The sequence below is a fragment of the Paenibacillus sp. P13VS genome (assembly GCF_015143645.1).
Classification (GTDB): Bacteria; Bacillota; Bacilli; order Paenibacillales; family Paenibacillaceae; genus Paenibacillus; species Paenibacillus xylanilyticus_A.
Genome location: NZ_WYEV01000007.1, coordinates 21,885 through 37,830, shown reverse-complemented (window position 1 = coordinate 37,830; position 15,946 = coordinate 21,885). Strand labels below are relative to the sequence as shown.

General features: G+C 46.9%; 15 protein-coding genes. 12 read left to right on the top strand and 3 right to left on the bottom strand.

The window, feature by feature from the left end; translation table 11 throughout:
• Positions 1 to 312 precede the first annotated feature (312 nt).
• The 9 genes from GUA98_RS18310 (at position 313) to GUA98_RS18270 (ending at position 11,572) form a co-directional block, all read left to right on the top strand.
• Positions 313 to 1,101 (top strand): CAP domain-containing protein, encoded by a 789-nt coding sequence (locus GUA98_RS18310; protein WP_193724048.1) that lies wholly within the window; start codon positions 313 to 315, stop codon positions 1,099 to 1,101.
• A 233-nt stretch (positions 1,102 to 1,334) separates the two neighbouring features.
• Positions 1,335 to 2,201: a GDSL-type esterase/lipase family protein gene (locus GUA98_RS18305; RefSeq protein WP_193724047.1), complete on the top strand. Its 867-nt coding sequence runs from the start codon at positions 1,335 to 1,337 to the stop codon at positions 2,199 to 2,201.
• Positions 2,201 to 3,166, top strand: a complete 966-nt coding sequence (locus GUA98_RS18300; protein ID WP_193724046.1) for an ABC transporter ATP-binding protein — start codon at positions 2,201 to 2,203, stop codon at positions 3,164 to 3,166. The genes GUA98_RS18305 and GUA98_RS18300 overlap by 1 nt, the downstream gene beginning before the upstream one ends.
• Positions 3,159 to 4,148 (top strand): ABC transporter permease, encoded by a 990-nt coding sequence (locus GUA98_RS18295; protein WP_153979135.1) that lies wholly within the window; start codon positions 3,159 to 3,161, stop codon positions 4,146 to 4,148. The genes GUA98_RS18300 and GUA98_RS18295 overlap by 8 nt, the downstream gene beginning before the upstream one ends.
• 76 nt (positions 4,149 to 4,224) lie before the next feature.
• Positions 4,225 to 6,204, top strand: coding sequence for a DNA topoisomerase IV subunit B (parE, locus tag GUA98_RS18290; RefSeq protein ID WP_095292702.1), 1,980 nt, complete (start codon positions 4,225 to 4,227; stop codon positions 6,202 to 6,204).
• A 12-nt stretch (positions 6,205 to 6,216) separates the two neighbouring features.
• Entirely contained in the window at positions 6,217 to 8,679 is a 2,463-nt protein-coding gene (gene gyrA, locus GUA98_RS18285) for a DNA gyrase subunit A (RefSeq protein ID WP_193724045.1), read from the top strand.
• Positions 8,680 to 8,907: 228 nt separating this feature from the next.
• Positions 8,908 to 9,348 (top strand): MarR family winged helix-turn-helix transcriptional regulator, encoded by a 441-nt coding sequence (locus tag GUA98_RS18280; RefSeq protein ID WP_095361860.1) that lies wholly within the window; start codon positions 8,908 to 8,910, stop codon positions 9,346 to 9,348.
• 269 nt (positions 9,349 to 9,617) lie between these two features.
• Positions 9,618 to 10,064 (top strand): MarR family winged helix-turn-helix transcriptional regulator, encoded by a 447-nt coding sequence (locus tag GUA98_RS18275; RefSeq protein ID WP_095361859.1) that lies wholly within the window; start codon positions 9,618 to 9,620, stop codon positions 10,062 to 10,064.
• Positions 10,061 to 11,572: a DHA2 family efflux MFS transporter permease subunit gene (locus GUA98_RS18270; protein ID WP_153979132.1), complete on the top strand. Its 1,512-nt coding sequence runs from the start codon at positions 10,061 to 10,063 to the stop codon at positions 11,570 to 11,572. The genes GUA98_RS18275 and GUA98_RS18270 overlap by 4 nt, the downstream gene beginning before the upstream one ends.
• A gap of 140 nt (positions 11,573 to 11,712) precedes the next feature.
• Here the strand turns inward: GUA98_RS18270 and GUA98_RS18265 are convergent, their stop codons facing one another.
• From GUA98_RS18265 to GUA98_RS18255, 3 genes are all read right to left on the bottom strand, one after another.
• Complete coding sequence (locus GUA98_RS18265) at positions 11,713 to 12,051, bottom strand: MGMT family protein (protein ID WP_193724044.1); 339 nt, start codon at positions 12,049 to 12,051, stop codon at positions 11,713 to 11,715.
• Positions 12,052 to 12,206: 155 nt separating this feature from the next.
• Positions 12,207 to 12,932: an RluA family pseudouridine synthase gene (locus GUA98_RS18260; RefSeq protein ID WP_193724043.1), complete on the bottom strand. Its 726-nt coding sequence runs from the start codon at positions 12,930 to 12,932 to the stop codon at positions 12,207 to 12,209.
• Positions 12,932 to 13,795: a class I SAM-dependent methyltransferase gene (locus GUA98_RS18255; protein ID WP_153979130.1), complete on the bottom strand. Its 864-nt coding sequence runs from the start codon at positions 13,793 to 13,795 to the stop codon at positions 12,932 to 12,934. The genes GUA98_RS18260 and GUA98_RS18255 overlap by 1 nt, the downstream gene beginning before the upstream one ends.
• Positions 13,796 to 14,044: 249 nt before the next feature.
• Here GUA98_RS18255 and GUA98_RS18250 point away from each other — a divergent pair, with 249 nt between their 5' ends.
• From GUA98_RS18250 to GUA98_RS18240, 3 genes are read left to right on the top strand one after another with little or no spacing between them, the layout of a single operon-like run.
• A complete protein-coding gene (locus GUA98_RS18250; RefSeq protein ID WP_193724042.1) occupies positions 14,045 to 14,497 on the top strand; it encodes a flavodoxin in 453 nt (150 codons plus the stop codon).
• 5 nt (positions 14,498 to 14,502) lie between these two features.
• On the top strand, positions 14,503 to 15,306 hold the full coding sequence (locus GUA98_RS18245) for a hypothetical protein (RefSeq protein WP_193724041.1): 804 nt from the start codon (positions 14,503 to 14,505) through the stop codon (positions 15,304 to 15,306).
• Between the two features lie 50 nt (positions 15,307 to 15,356).
• A complete protein-coding gene (locus tag GUA98_RS18240) occupies positions 15,357 to 15,920 on the top strand; it encodes a nitroreductase family protein (protein WP_193724040.1) in 564 nt (187 codons plus the stop codon).
• Positions 15,921 to 15,946: the final 26 nt, after the last annotated feature.

Genomic DNA, 15,946 nt, shown 5'->3' with positions numbered 1-15,946 from the left:
TGGTTTTCATATATGATAGTGTAGTAGGCAGTTCACATGAATAAAACGGTTAAGCTTTATACCATTGATACAGGTAATAAGGTTAACATTTCGAAACTATACAACTACTACTGCACTTACGGATATAGGCTCATGTCTTAATGCATGACTTAATCATTTAAACCGATTTGATGCTTTTGAAACGCTATTAAAGATTACAAAAAAGTAACTTTTCCATAATTTATAGGTTCACATCACTCGTATGAATTGGTATACTGCTAGAGTATTCATTACAAAGTTGTAACTAATTAATTTTCGAGGAGATGAATGAATTTGAAAAAGAACTTGTTGAAAACCGTCGTCACTGGAAGTCTGACAGCTGTACTGGCTGTAGGAATTATGCTCCCTGCTTCTGCTTCAGCGGCAGAGGTGTCCACATATAAAACTACAATTAAACTTACGGATGCAACTAGCCTGAAAACATTGCTTGAAAAGTGGATGAAGGATAACGGAATTACGGTATCGAATGGTCAGGTTGTCCAGAAACCAGCAGCACAGCCTGAAACAACGAAGCCAGAAACAACAAAACCGTCAACAAAACCAGAAACAACAAAACCGTCTCAACCAACGCAAGAAGAGAAACCAGCTGCTACGCCAACGAAAAAGCCTGAGAACAGCAGCAACTCTGGTAATGCAAACAACACGGGTAACACAGGTAATAACACAAGCAACAGTGGTAATGAGTCAACTCAATCCGATTTTGCAGCACAGGTTGTTAAATTGGTGAACGCTGAGCGTGCCAAAGCAGGTCTAAGCGCACTGGCATCCGATACACTTCTGGATAAAGTCGCTCTTGCCAAAGCAAAAGACATGAGCAACAACAACTATTTTGATCACCAATCACCAACGTATGGTTCTCCTTTTGATATGATGAAACAATTTGGAGTAACTTACAGCTACGCTGGTGAGAACATCGCCAAAGGTCAAAAAACGCCTCAGGAAGTAGTTACTGCATGGATGAACAGTGAAGGACACCGGGCGAATATCCTGAGCAAAAACTTTACTCAAATCGGTGTTGGATACTACAACGGTTACTGGGCTCAAGAATTTATCGGCAAATAAGTCATTTGAATGAATAACGTTCAGATTTAATTCGGAAAAAGGTTATGTCAGCACAGCGAAATCTGTGTGAGGCATAGCCTTTTTCCATTTATAAAACTTTTAAAAAGAAAGAGCGGCAAAATTTGCAAATTAACGACAGAACATTTATGTTATTTAGAAAAAGCGTCATCTTAAAGTCAAACCATTTTAACTATAAGCACCCAACCAGGTGTACATGAGCGGAGATGTGATGAATGAAAAGAAAAACCCTTGATTCAGCGCCATGGATCTGGAGAACAATCAGTACGGTGTCCATTTTGGCAACGCTTCTGCTATTATTCGGTTTTGGTTATGCCATAAAAGACGTCATTTATCCTGAGGGGGATTCAGCTTTAGGCACGGGGCAGTCGACGAAAACACCAGCCGATGAGGCCAGCAAACCTGAAGCTCCAGTTGATGATGGTAAAATTCGAATAGCCGTTATTGGTGATTCTCTGGCTAGAGGCACGGGAGATGATGAAGGACTTGGCTTTGTAAGGCGTGCAGGCAATATTTTAAAGGAACAGGGACATGATGTTCAGGTTCTGAACAACCTGGGAGTCAATGGCCTGAGAACGGATGCATTACTAAGTAAACTGGATGAGCAAGGTGTACGTTACGTACTCCAGCAATCCAACTTTATTTTATTGTCCATTGGAGCTAACGATCTCTTTCAGGGTGGTCAGGTATTGCAGGGTGAGGATCCGCCGACTGCCGAAAAGCTGGCTGCAGTATTGCCGGAAACGTCCAAGCGTCTCCAGGAAATTTTGAAGAAAGTTAAAGAGATCAATCCTGAAGCACAGATCGCGTACATAGGTCTTTATAACCCGTTTGGGGACGTCAAGGAGCTGGAGGTACCCGGCAATGCGGTCGTAGCTGCATGGAATGATGCTGCGCTCCAAATCTTGAACCAAGAGGATAAGATGACACTTGTACCCACCTTTGATCTGTTTGAAAATCACCTGGGCGAATATCTCTCTTCCGATCACTTCCACCCAAATGGTGCAGGATACGAGGAGATTGCGGTTCGGATCGCTCAGGAATATCAGGCTGAAACAACGGCAGAAGGGAGCACGAACTAATGGGAGAACCGCAGAGCGATTATGTACTGTCTGTGCAGCATCTTAAGAAAAAAATAGGACGTAAATGGATTATCAAAGATGTCACTTTTGAAGTGAAGCCTGGAGAAATTTTTGGTTTTCTGGGACCGAACGGAGCGGGAAAAACAACAACCATTCGCATGCTCGTTGATCTGATCAAACCGACAGAAGGCAATATTAAAGTCTGTGGTTATGATGTGAACCGTGACCCAGAGCGTGCTCTGCAATACGTCGGTTCCATCGTGGAAAATCCGGAGGTGTATACTTACCTGACAGGTTGGGAGAATCTGGAGCATTTTGCCCGGATGCAGCCTGGTGTGGATCATGCCCGCATTCAGGAAGTGGTGGATATTGTCCGTCTGGATCAACGAATTCATGATAAAGTGAGAACCTATTCGTTAGGCATGCGCCAACGGTTGGGGATCGCCCAGGCCCTGCTTGGACGCCCACGTCTGCTGATTCTGGATGAACCTACCAACGGACTTGATCCCAAAGGGATTAAGGAGCTTCGGGTGTTTATCAAACAACTTGCAAGCGAAGGGATGGCTGTATTTGTCAGCAGTCACCTGCTGAGTGAAATTCAGCTTCTGTGTGACAGGGTCGCGATTATAAGTGCAGGTCGCGTTCTTGCCGTTGGCGGTGTAGATGAATTAATTGAAGATCACTCCAAATTCGCCATATGGCATGTTTCACCTCTGGAGGAGGGCAGGAAAATGCTGCTTGACGCAGGTATTGCGTTAGTGGATCGGCCAGCCGAGGTGATGGATGATACCATTATCGCAGGGCTTGGATCCAATGCCGTTGTGGCTGAAATGCACGAGGATCGAATAGCCGGTCTTGTGAATCAGATGGTCCAGGCAGGGATTCAGGTTGAAGGTGTACAGCGGGTTCAGCCAACACTGGAACAATTATTCTTAAAGATGACTGAAGGTGAATCCATTGAGTAATATCATGCCGCTCATCCGAAATGAAACGATTAAGATGGTGAAGAAGAAACGTCTTTATATTATATTTATTGTACTTGCGGTACTGGTTCCGATGTTTACGTATGCCCAGATGAAATCTGCGGAAAATAACCGCGACAAGTTTGGTGGCGACTGGAGACTTGAACTTCAGCAGGCAATCACGGATAATCAAAATTCACTGGGCAGCGACCGGGTGCCTGAGGAATACAAAAAGTACCGTACGGTTTATATCCAGCAGATGCAATATTATCTGGAAAATGACGTGAATCCGAAGGAGCCCAATGGCGTAACTTTTACAAGGGAATTCATGAATAATGCGGTTGGCTTGTTTATTCCGCTGCTTATTATGGCCATTGCCTCGGATCTGGTGTCGGGTGAGCGCACAACTGGTACCATCAAGATGCTGCTGACGCGTCCGGTCAAACGCTGGAAAGTACTGCTCAGCAAACTGGTCACCCTGATTATGTTTGTGTCTATAATCGTCGTATCTGCGTATATTATCTGTTACGTTATATCAGGTGCAGTATTCGGTTATAAAGGTTTCGGCATGCCGATCTTTACCGGATTCAAGGTTGTGGGTACCGATGTGGATCTGTCTGCCGTACACGCTGTGGATCAATGGCTGTATCTTCTCATGCAGGCAGGATTGATATGGTTTGTGAGCGTCATTGTGGCCATTCTGGCTTTCATGGTTTCCGTACTGGTTCGCAGCACGGCAGCAAGTATTGTTATTATGATGGCTGCACTGATCGCAGGAACCATTCTCACGAATATGGCTGCCTCTTGGCAGTCAGCCAAATACCTGTTCATGGTTAATCTGGAACTTCCGGATTATTTGTCCGGTGGATTGCCACCGATTGAAGGAATGAATTTGGGTTTTTCCCTTATTGTGCTTAGTGTTTGGGGCATTGCCTCACTCATTGTGTCATTCCTTGTCTTTACGAAACGGGATATCTTGAATTAAAATGGACAAGGATAAGAAAACATCTGTTTGCATTTTAGGTATTTTTTCAGTTGCAAGTTAAGAAGGGGGAGCATGAATGGTCGAGCAAATCGATATGTCGGCAGGTTCGACAGGCGGAGGACAGGGGTCTTCAGGCTACGACGCGGACGACATTCAAGTACTTGAAGGACTGGTAGCGGTTCGGAAACGGCCCGGGATGTACATCGGCAGCACCAGTACTTCAGGTCTGCATCATTTGGTATGGGAAATTGTGGACAACGCTGTCGACGAGCATCTCGCCAAATTCTGCTCCAAAATCGATATCACGCTGCATAAGGACGGTTCTATTACGGTTCAGGATAACGGAAGGGGAATTCCGACAGGTATACATAAAACAGGGATTCCTACTCCCCAGGTCGTGTTTACGATTTTGCACGCAGGCGGAAAGTTCGGTGGATCAGGATATAAGAAATCAGGCGGACTGCACGGCGTAGGTGCTTCGGTAACGAACGCTTTGTCGGAGTGGCTTGAAGTCGAAATCTTCCGTGATGGCAAGATTCATCGTCAACGTTTCGAATATTGGCAGGACAAAAAGGGTGTCGAACATGTCGGAGAGCCGGTAACGGGACTCGAAGTACTCGGGAATACCAACCGGACAGGGACTAAAGTAACGTTTAAACCCGATATACGTGTCTTCCAAAATGGCATTCAATTGAATTATGATACACTGGCAGAACGGCTTCAGGAAATTGCTTTTCTGAACTCGGGCCTGAAAATTGTTCTGAAAGACGAACGTTCAGGCAATCAGGATGAGTACATGTATGAAGGCGGAGCAAGCCAGTTTGTTGCGTATTTGAACGAAAATAAAGATGTGCTGCATGATGTTATTCACTTCTATGCGGAGAAGGATGACATCGAGGTTGAAGTGGCGATTCAGTACAACGCAGGGTACACCGAAACGCTGGCTTCGTTTGTTAACTCGATCCCGACCAGGGGCGGCGGTACACATGAGACCGGATTCAAGACGGCGTATACCCGTGTGATGAACGATTATGCAAGACGCACCAACATGATTAAGGAAAAAGATAAAAACCTTGAGGGTAATGATCTTCGCGAAGGCATGATGGCTGTCATCAGCGTAAAAATGTCCGAAGTCGAATTCGTTGGACAAACGAAAGATCAACTCGGTAGCGCTTCCGCTCGAAGTGCGGTCGATTCGGTCGTTTCGGAGAACATGCAGCGGTTCTTGGAAGAAAACCCGCAGGTGGCTCAGACATTGATTCGCAAAGCGGTTCAGGCCTCCAAGGCAAGAGAAGCTGCACGCAAGGCCCGTGACGAGATGCGTACAGGCAAAAAGCGCAGTGAAAGTTCCAACCTGAATGGTAAGCTGACTCCGGCACAATCCAAGGATTTTACCCGGAACGAGCTGTTTATTGTTGAAGGGGATTCCGCAGGAGGCTCGGCCAAACAGGGACGCGATTCGAAGATTCAAGCGATACTGCCTCTGAAGGGAAAACCGCTCAATCCGGAAAAATCAAAGCTGGCGGATATCCTCAAAAACGAGGAATATCGTGCAATTACGGCTGCGATCGGAGCGGGTATTGGGACTGAATTTGCCGTTGAAGACAGCAATTATTCCAAAATCATAATCATGACCGATGCGGACACGGACGGTGCACATATCCAGGTGCTGCTGCTGACTTTCTTTTACCGTTATATGAAACCTCTGATTGATCAAGGTAAAGTATTTATTGCACAGCCGCCTTTATATAAGCTCACCCGCAAGTCCGGCAAAATGGCAAGTGTTCGCTACGCTTGGACAGATGATGAGCTGGCGAATTACATGAAGGAGTTTGGAAACAACGTCGAACTTCAGCGGTATAAAGGTCTGGGTGAGATGAATCCGGATCAGCTGTGGGAAACGACGATGAATCCGGAGACACGGACGCTGCTCAAGGTGGAGATTGTAGATGCTGCCAAAGCGGAGCGACGTGTGTCAACACTTATGGGTGATAAGGTCGATCCGCGTAAACGCTGGATTGTAGAGAACGTCGACTTTACAGAGTACGAAGAATAGAAGGTGCTTGGAATGAGTCTATCAGAACAATTTTTGCCGGCCTTTCTCGAAGAGGTCGTCGGTGACCGGTTCGGTCGCTACTCCAAATATATTATTCAGGATCGGGCCATTCCCGATGTTCGGGATGGGTTAAAACCCGTGCAGCGTCGTATTCTATACGCCATGTACGATTCCGGTAATACGCCTGAAAAGCCTTATCGTAAATCTGCAAAAACCGTCGGTGATGTGATGGGTAACTACCATCCCCATGGTGACTCATCCATCTATGATGGTATGGTGCGGATGGCACAACCTTGGAAAATGGGCCATGTGCTCGTCGACGGTCATGGCAACTGGGGATCCCAGGACGATGACCCGGCTGCAGCGATGCGGTATACAGAGGCCCGTTTGTCGCCGATCGCGATGGAGATGCTGCGAGATATCGAGAAACGGACGGTTCTGTTTAAGGACAATTTCGATAATACAGCCAAAGAGCCGGTTGTGCTTCCATCTCGTTATCCCAACCTACTGGTCAATGGTGTAAGTGGGATTTCTTCCGGCTTCGCAACCGAGATACCAACGCATAATCTGCGTGAAGTCATAGATGCCTGCATCGCGGTCATGGAAAAACCATCCATTGAGCTGGACGAGATCATGATGTTCATGAAAGGTCCGGATTTCCCTACAGGCGGCTTAATTATGGGTGGCGAAGGTATTCTGGATGCTTATCGGACAGGCAAAGGAAGAATTTACATTCGCTCCAAAACGGATATCGAGAATATGCGCGGTGGCAAGCAGCAGATTGTCATTACCGAGATTCCATACCAGGTGGTAAAATCCCGTCTTGTTACAGCCATGGAGAATATCCGACTTGAGAAAAAAGTAGAAGGTATTGCCGAAGTTCGCGATGAGAGTGGACGTGACGGTCTGCGTATCGTGGTTGAATTGAAAAAAGAAGCGGATGCGCAAGGTATTCTTGCTTATTTACTGAAAAAAACCGATCTTCAGGTAACCTACAATTTCAACATGGTTGCCATCGTGAACAAGGCACCTCAACAGCTTGGGTTGAAATCCATCCTGGAAGCCTATATCGCCCATCAGCGTGAGGTTGTGACGTTCCGGACGAAGTATGAGCTGGAGAAAGCGGAAGACCGTGCACACGTGCTGGAGGGTCTGGTCAAAGCGCTGAATATTCTTGACGAGGTCATCGCAGCAATCAAGGCCTCCAAAAATCGTCAGGACGCGCAAAATAATCTGATGTGGATGTTCGGATTCTCGGAGCGCCAGGCGGATTCCATCTTGACGCTGCAGCTGTACCGTTTGACCAATCTGGAGATCACGTCCCTCCAGAAAGAGCTTGACGATCTGATGAAAAAGATTGCCCAATTACGCTCCATTCTGGATAGTGACCGCAAGCTAATTGGTGTCATCCGCAAAGAATTGATGGAGATCCGGGAGAAATACGGGATCGACCGTCGTTCGGCCATCCAGGGCGAGGTGGAAGAGCTTAAGGTTAATCTGGAAGTCCTCGTCAACGCGGAAGATGTATTTGTTACATTATCCAAAGAGGGCTATGTGAAACGTACGGGAATGCAGTCCTTTACTCGTTCTGGCGGAGAACGCAACGGAAGCGGTGTAAAGGAAGGCGACTATATTTCACAGGTGCTTGAAGTCAATACGCTTGAAAACCTGCTCGTGTTCACGCAAAAAGGCCAGTACTTTTTGCTGCCTGTTCACCAGGTGCCGGAATTCAAGTGGAAAGACCCTGGAACGGCCATTGTCAATGTCATCCCGTTAGCGAAGGATGATCGTATCGCGAGTGTGCTCGCAGTCAAGTCCTTCGAAGAAGAAGGTCACAGTCTCGTCTTCGTTACACGTAAGGGACAGGTGAAGCGTACCGAGCTGAAAGAGTACGTCACCAAACGTTCCGGAGCTGTAGCTGCTTGCAAAGTGGGTAAGGACGATGAGGTTTTATCGGTACATCTGAGCACAGGCGGCAAGGATATTATGCTGATCACCAAGGAAGCGATGGCGATCCGTTTCCGTGAGGATGAGGTCAATCCAATGGGACGGGTATCCGGAGGGGTTCGTGGTATTCAGTTAAAAGATACGGATGAAGTCGTTTCCGCCCTATGGGTGGAAGGAGATGAGGGCGAGATTGCCGTGCTGTCCGACTTGGGCTACGGTAAACGTTCGCTGCTGCTGGACTATGCATTGCAAAGTCGCGGAGGCAAAGGTATTGCCACATTCGAATTCAAAGAAGGCAAGCGTGTGAAACCGAACGGAAGCCGCATAGCCGGGGCTTTCTATTGCAGGGAGCAACGAAACGTAACGGTAATGACCAAAGAAGGGCAAGCGTATCCGATTTCCTCTGAAGGTGTACCAATTACGGAACGCAAACATATCGGCAAGCTGCTGGTTCATGTGGAGAAACAGGATGAAATCGTGGAGCTTCTCATGAATTTTGATGAGAATCAGCCAGCATCAACATCGTAAAATGAGTAAAAAGACTTTTTGCACAGCAGTTAACTCTGTCGTGCAAAGAGTCTTTTTTTGTTGTTCAAACTCGGATTAAAAGAGGCTGTCCATGCGAAGTTTAACAACCTTCGTCGATTACGGTCGATCGCTGGGAAATTGAAAAAATGCAGCAGGAATGCGGGTTTTTAGCGCGAAAAGTTAAGCTAGTGAAGTGAAAAACCGGGTTGCAGAGAGGAGCGATTCAAGATGTATAATTCCGATTTTGCCAAGTGTTGGTCAAGGCTCACCAAGGACTATAAGCTGCATATGGATCAGGAACTGGCCCCCTCTTTAACAGAGGCACAGCTGGCTGTATTGGAGGTTCTTGAGGATCATCAGAAAATGAAGCCATCCGATCTGATTCCTTTTTTGGCTACAACACCTGCGGCCGTAACGATGCTGCTTGACCGTATGGAAAAAAACAATTTGATTCGTCGAGATCGGGATGACAACGATCGAAGAATCGTGTGGGTTTCCTTATCTGACAAGGGACGCATGGAGACGGAACGTGGCGTTGCCATTCGAAATGATTTCATGAATTCCGTACTTAGCAATATATCAATGCACAACCAACAGCTGCTTGTCTATCTGCTGGGTAAGATGACAGCCCCCAAAACAAAGGAACATGCGCTGTCCTCCACATCCTAATGAACAATGATGGACAGGGGATAATTCATGATGATATGATTTGAAGTTAATGGTATACCATAGCAATCCTGAGGATACAAGCAGGAGTGCTATGGTATTTTATTTTGGCTGGAGTGAAACGATTTGTCTGTTTCATAGAGCAATGAATAATTTCAGAAAATTTATATGTAAAGAGTTGACTATGTCATTATTTTTGTTATAATAAATAATTGTTCCCCTGATATTTCGTGTGCGAAATATTATATTCCAAAAGTAAAAAGGGTGAATTAATGATTGATACGTATGAAGTATTCTACATTATCAATTCGTTCCGGCAAGTGAATCAAATGCTGTTTCGGGCATTCTGGAATGAAAACAAGCAGATTGAGTTAACTTCGATTCAATTTATGGTGTTATCCATTTTGAAGGAGCGTCCTTCCATTGGCATCAACGAGGTGGCTGAGCTGTGTCATATGGGCAGCAGTTCCATGAGTGCTGTGGTTGAACGTCTGGTCAAGGGTGAATACATAGTCCGGACACGTTCCCATTCTGATCGCCGATCCGTCATGCTGCAAATTACGGATAAAGGAGATAAGGCACAGCAGGAAACCCACCAGTTGTGGATGGAAAGAGTATCTCCCATATTGGATATTCCAAAAGAAGATCTTGAGCATCTGCTAAGAATTCATACTCAAATGATTGAAAAGTTAGAAGGAAGAGAGATGAACAACCCATGAGTACTACCGCTGCAGCTCCATCCTCTGCGATGGACAACATTAAGAAGGGACCGATTGTAGCCGCGCTGCTAATTGGTGCATTTGTAGCCTTCTTGAACCAAACCCTGATGAACGTGGCTCTTCCTAAAATCATGGAAGATCTCGGTATCGGGGCGAATACAGCCCAATGGCTGACAACGGGATACATGCTCGTCAATGGCGTGCTAATTCCGGTCACGGCTTATCTGATTGCCAGATTTTCAACACGTCAGATCTTTATTACGGCAATGACGTTATTTACATTAGGGACGCTGGTCTGCGGAATTAGTCCGAATTTCTCCGTTCTGATGGTTGGTCGTGTGATTCAAGCGGCAGGCGCAGGTATTCTGATGCCTCTGATGACTGTCGTGTTCCTGACCATTTTCCCGATTGAGAAACGCGGTCAGGCCATGGGGACAATGGGGATCGCCATGATCCTTGCTCCAGCCATTGGACCAACGCTTTCCGGTTATGTGGTAGAACATTATTCCTGGAGACTGCTGTTCTATATCATCTTGCCATTCTCCGTGATTGCAACAGCAATCGGTATTGCATTTGTCAAAAATGTAACCCGTCAATCCAAACCGAAACTCGATTATCCAGGCGTTGTTTTGTCCACACTTGGATTTGGTAGCTTGTTGTACGGTTTCAGTGATGCTGGTACAGATGGATGGGGAAGTGCAGTGGTTATCAGCTGCCTGGTCGTAGGTGCCATCTCGTTGATCCTGTTCGTTGTTCGTCAACTGACAACCGATCATCCATTGCTCGAGTTCCGTATTTTCAAATACAACATGTACACATTAACTACAATTATTAATATGCTTGTGACAATGGCGATGTTTGCCGGCATGATTTTGCTTCCGATTTTCCTGCAAAATATTCGCGGCTTCTCACCAATTGAATCAGGTTTGCTCATGATGCCTGGTGCGATTCTGATGGGGATTATGTCTCCAATCACTGGCCGTATCTTTGACAAAGTTGGTGCTCGCTGGCTGTCCGTTGCAGGTCTTGCGATTACTGCAATTACGACATGGGGGCTCAGCCGCCTGTCCATTGATACAACATATGGCTACATGATGTTTATCTATACTGCACGGATGTTCGGTATGTCGATGTTGATGATGCCAATTCAGACTGCCGGCTTGAACCAACTGCCACAGCGTTTGAACGCACACGGTACAGCAATGTCCAACACACTTCGTACGGTTGCTGGTGCAATTGGTACAGCCATTCTGGTTACGATCATGAGCAGTAAATTGAAATCCCACCTGGCAGATACACTTGCCTTGGGACAGATTAATCCTGAGGATCAAGCTGCTATGCTCGGTGCTACGGCAGATGCAACCATCTACGGGGTAAACTACGCATTTACGGTGGCTACCTGGATGACCGTTGCCGCAATGCTTCTGGCGTTCTTTATCCGTAAGACGAAGCCGGCAATTGAACCGACACCGGTGGAACAGCATCAAAAAGCGAATGCAACAGCTTAACTTTATTACGGGTATCATCGTTTAATATTCATACGAGTTACGCTTGTATACAAAGCGATTGAATGAGAGAGAGCCTCAGCAGTTTGAACTGCTGAGGCTCTTTTTGTATTAGAGATAGCGAACAAGAATTATTCCTGGTGTTATCCCTCCGATGAATCGTCAAGAAATACCGGTCCAGGATCATATCCAAACTGCTGGAGGTTAATGGTCCCATTCAGCTGAAATTCAACACCTTCGCTGATGAGCTCGGTCTCCTGCATCATGCGAGCGTGTTCGTCCGGAATGGCAATCTCTCCTTTGGCGTTAACGACACGATGCCAGGGAAGTCGCTCCTTGCGGCTCAAGGAGTGAAGAATGCGCACAACCTGCCTTGCAGCACGGGGGCTGCCCGCAAGAGCAGCTATCTGGCCATAGGTCATGACTTTGCCTTCCGGTATAGATGCAATAATGGCCACGACTTGTTTAGTGAACGGTGTCATTGGAATGCAAACTTCCTTTCTCCATCCCAGGAGTATTGGCTCTGTTCTCTAATAGATCTTCATCTTGTAGTGAATCGTCATGATACTTGTCGTTTCGAATACATTGTTAAAAAACCGTGTACCCAGAATATAGATTCGGATACACGGTTTGTCCATTATTCTTTAAACGCATCCTCATACACGCCAGATGGCCATTCCGCCCATGGGAACTCGCGGGGAGGCAGCGATCTTAAGGTGATCTCTTCTTTGGTTACCGGGTGAGGAAAAGCTGCGATGGCAGACCAGAGAGCGATCTGCTGGCCGGGCTTGTTCACACCTGCACCGTACTTCTGATCTCCAAACAAGGGACAGCCAGATTCTTTCATTTGAACTCGAATCTGGTGCGATCTTCCGGTGTGAAGTTCGATGTGTACGAGACTGTATCGATCCGTTTGACCGATAACCCGGTAATCCAGAACAGCGTCTTTACCACCGGGTGTACCTTTCGGTACAGCTGTTACTGTGTTGGTTCGCGCATCTTTCAGCAAAGTATGCCTCAACGTACCCTGCTGCGCAGGTAGTTTACCATGAACAACGGCCGCGTATATTTTGCGGAAATGTCGTCCACGGACCGTTTCAGACAATCTGGACGCCGCCTTGGAGGTTTTGGCGAAAATCATTGCACCTCCAACGGGGCGATCCAGCCTGTGAACCAGACCGAGATATACATTGCCGGGTTTATTGTACCGTTCCTTCAAATCCTGTTTCAGGAGCGTGAGCAGATCGGGATCTCCCGATGCATCCTCCTGGGTAGGGACATTAACAGGTTTCGTAATGCCTAACAGGTGATTATCCTCGTATAGTACAGGAATATCACCAGGTGACTGTACATGATCAGACATCATGACTCCCAGCGGCCCAGAATGCCGCAAGGCAGGTCCAACCCACTGCGTGTAATCGGCAGACCGATCTCACCTGCAGTAATGCTGCCTCCGTATTGAGCTGACATCGTCATCGTCAGCATGTTGCGCAGAACTGTGGATGAGATGCCAGTAGTGTAGGAATTAACCAGCATGAATAGTGGGTTATCCGACAAAACACTCATGCAAGATTTCAGGAAGGGGTAGAGATTCTCTTCCAGCTTCCACGTCTCCCCATTAGGTCCCCGGCCGTAGGACGGAGGATCCATAATAATCGCATCGTAACGGTTACCACGGCGCTGCTCCCGCTGTACGAATTTAAATACATCGTCCGTAATAAAACGAACAGGTCGGTCTGCAAGACCGGAAAGTTGAACGTTCTCTTTGGCCCACTGCACCATGCCTTTGGCTGCATCCACGTGAACAACCGAAGCGCCGGCATAAGCTGCAGCAACCGTCGCACCGCCCGTGTAGGCAAACAGGTTGAGTACGGAGATGGGCCGTCCTGCATTCGAGATTTTATCCATCATCCAGCTCCAGTTGGCAGCTTGTTCAGGGAACAAGCCTGTATGCTTAAAGCTGGTCGGTTTAATGTGAAACTTAAGGTTTTCGTATCCAATGGTCCAGCGTTCCGGAATTGGTTTCTTCATATCCCAGCTGCCGCCACCGGAAGAGCTGCGGTGATAGTGACCATGCACCTGGCGCCATTCATTGGTTTCTTTTTCGAGAGGCCAAATAATCTGGGGATCGGGTCTGCGCAAGATGACATCGCCCCAACGCTCCAGTTTCTCGCCGCCTCCTGTATCGATTACTTCATAGTCCTTCCAGTTCGATGCTACGTACATAGTCGTTTATCCATCCTTCAAAAGTCATTTGGATACTATTGTACAACAAAAAAGGGCCTGTACGCCAGTTGGGGTGGGCAGACGGGGCTTTTGTTGTTTTGATTTTGCTGTGTAATCATATCCTGAAAAAGAAGAAAAGATAAAATTTTATTTGACAATGATAATCATTATCACATATGATTTTAATAATTCAGATATCCTTATGAACTGCATGATCTAGATGACTAAATTAAAGTGAGGGAAAAATAGATGGCTAAATTGTTGGTGGCTTATGCGAGCATGACTGGAAATACAGAAGAAATTGCAGAACTGATTGTAGAGGGTATTACACAGGGAGGGCATGAGGCAGTCCTCAAGGATGTAGTGGATTGCAATGCAGCAGATGTGCTTGAATATGATGCTTTCCTCATTGGAGTATACACATGGGGAGACGGGGAACTGCCCGATGAATTCCTTGATTTTTACGAAGAGCTGGATGAACTGGACTTGAGTGGCAAAAGAGCAGCAGTCTTCGGCAGCGGTGACACATCTTATGAACAATTTTGCGGAGCGGTGGATCTTGCAGCTGCGAAGCTGCAGGAACGCGGGGCGGAGGTTTCTCCAGAGATGTTGAAGATTGAGTACAGTCCGATGGAGCAGGAGAAGGATACATGCCGTGAATTCGGTAAACGCTTCGCTGCTGCCGGATTACAGGTGTCCTAGAACTTATGTTGAAACCTAATGTTCAGGCAGCCGTTCAGCCGAGAGGGTCGTACCATTCGGAGCGACTGCTTGAGGATTATAAATTGGAGGAGATGCTTCGCAGCCCGCATCGATTCATTCGCCCAGAATCGGAGGCTGCAGAGCGTTCCCCGCTGCAATGGAGACACCGCGTTCAGTATGCGGTCAGTCATGCGGTTAATGCCTTTTATAGTATGGACCCGGATGTGCGCAAGGAGGTTCCGGTTCAATATATGCTGGAAAAGTGGTGGCCGAAAAAGGCAGCAGGTTTCGAATCCATCCTTCATTACTGGGATGTGAAAAATAAAGTCATTGATGAACTATCATTGGCGATCGCCATGAACGATGATTTGAAACATCCCATGATCCTGTTTGAACAGTGGAAAACCGAAATTCCTGCACTTTCCATGCACTTATCGATGATTTTTCAGACAGCTTGGCAACCGGAAGGGTGGGACTCTCTGCTGCTTCAAAAATTCTTGGTGGTCCACGATCCAAACGTAGTTGAAGCTTTTCAGCATATGGCCAGTGTGTTTTGCTGGGAAGCCTTCGGGAAGCTGCCTGGCATGATTGAAATTTACTGTTTACTCGAAGGTCGTATAATTCGATTCATTCCGGGACGTCAATCCCTGGTTCGTTCAATGGATTACATCAGGCTTGTACGTGACAGTATCCCGCAAACGGAAAATTCGGAAACGGAACATTTCACCTCCCGTGACAAAGCCCGGATACATGAGGAAGTGGACCGAAGAAAAAGTGAAGTGGAGCCCAAGAAGAACTGGCTCATGTAAATCTGCATGAAGAGTGTCTGAGATAGTGAAGATAAAGGAGGAGCGAAACAATGTTAACCGGTGTGAATCAATTGGGGAGTGGCAAGAAGCGTGCAGGAAGCTGCGAATTCAGCCCACTTCCAGTACCACAGTCGGTGATTGGACGTTTGCTGGATGAGGCAGATCCTTCCTTGTACGTGATGAGTTCTAAACCCTGGCGATTTATGCTTTTTGCTGGAGAAGGGCGCCAGCTCTATCTGGAAGCGGTCAGACAGAGCTATCCTCCTCACTTGGCAGACCGATATGGTGACTGGGCCGCATATCAATATACAGAAGCCATCCCTGCGCATCTGATTGTCGTTGCACCAACGGGCAGTCAAAAGGATCATATGCTGCCTGCCAAAGCCTGGAGCAGGCGATTCACCATGCTGGCAGCAGAACAGGGACTGCATGCGGTTTGGAAAATGAATGATTATCAGCAGCACCCCGTATTTATGAATCTGATGGGCTTAACCAGTGAAGAGCAGGTATTAGGAGTCTTTCACATCGGTTACGGAGACCAGCCTGCATTAAGAGATGTGGATATTAGCAGACCAGCCTCTGAACTGATGACAGTCTATGACCATCTGGTTTGAAACGTTGCCTCTTAGGCGAACAGAAA

Bases quoted from the DNA above. Each gene is read 5' to 3' on its own strand.
- GUA98_RS18300 (WP_193724046.1), top strand. From the start codon at position 2,201: ATGGGAGAACCGCAGAGCGATTATGTACTGTCTGTGCAGCATCTTAAG.
- GUA98_RS18250 (WP_193724042.1), top strand. From the start codon at position 14,045: ATGGCTAAATTGTTGGTGGCTTATGCGAGCATGACTGGAAATACAGAA.
- GUA98_RS18255 (WP_153979130.1), bottom strand. From the start codon at position 13,795: ATGTACGTAGCATCGAACTGGAAGGACTATGAAGTAATCGATACAGGA.
- GUA98_RS18265 (WP_193724044.1), bottom strand. From the start codon at position 12,051: ATGACACCGTTCACTAAACAAGTCGTGGCCATTATTGCATCTATACCG.
- GUA98_RS18245 (WP_193724041.1), top strand. From the start codon at position 14,503: ATGTTGAAACCTAATGTTCAGGCAGCCGTTCAGCCGAGAGGGTCGTAC.
- GUA98_RS18240 (WP_193724040.1), top strand. From the start codon at position 15,357: ATGTTAACCGGTGTGAATCAATTGGGGAGTGGCAAGAAGCGTGCAGGA.
- GUA98_RS18270 (WP_153979132.1), top strand. From the start codon at position 10,061: ATGAGTACTACCGCTGCAGCTCCATCCTCTGCGATGGACAACATTAAG.
- GUA98_RS18305 (WP_193724047.1), top strand. From the start codon at position 1,335: ATGAAAAGAAAAACCCTTGATTCAGCGCCATGGATCTGGAGAACAATC.
- GUA98_RS18275 (WP_095361859.1), top strand. From the start codon at position 9,618: ATGATTGATACGTATGAAGTATTCTACATTATCAATTCGTTCCGGCAA.
- gyrA (WP_193724045.1), top strand. From the start codon at position 6,217: ATGAGTCTATCAGAACAATTTTTGCCGGCCTTTCTCGAAGAGGTCGTC.
- GUA98_RS18260 (WP_193724043.1), bottom strand. From the start codon at position 12,932: ATGTCTGATCATGTACAGTCACCTGGTGATATTCCTGTACTATACGAG.
- parE (WP_095292702.1), top strand. From the start codon at position 4,225: ATGGTCGAGCAAATCGATATGTCGGCAGGTTCGACAGGCGGAGGACAG.
- GUA98_RS18280 (WP_095361860.1), top strand. From the start codon at position 8,908: ATGTATAATTCCGATTTTGCCAAGTGTTGGTCAAGGCTCACCAAGGAC.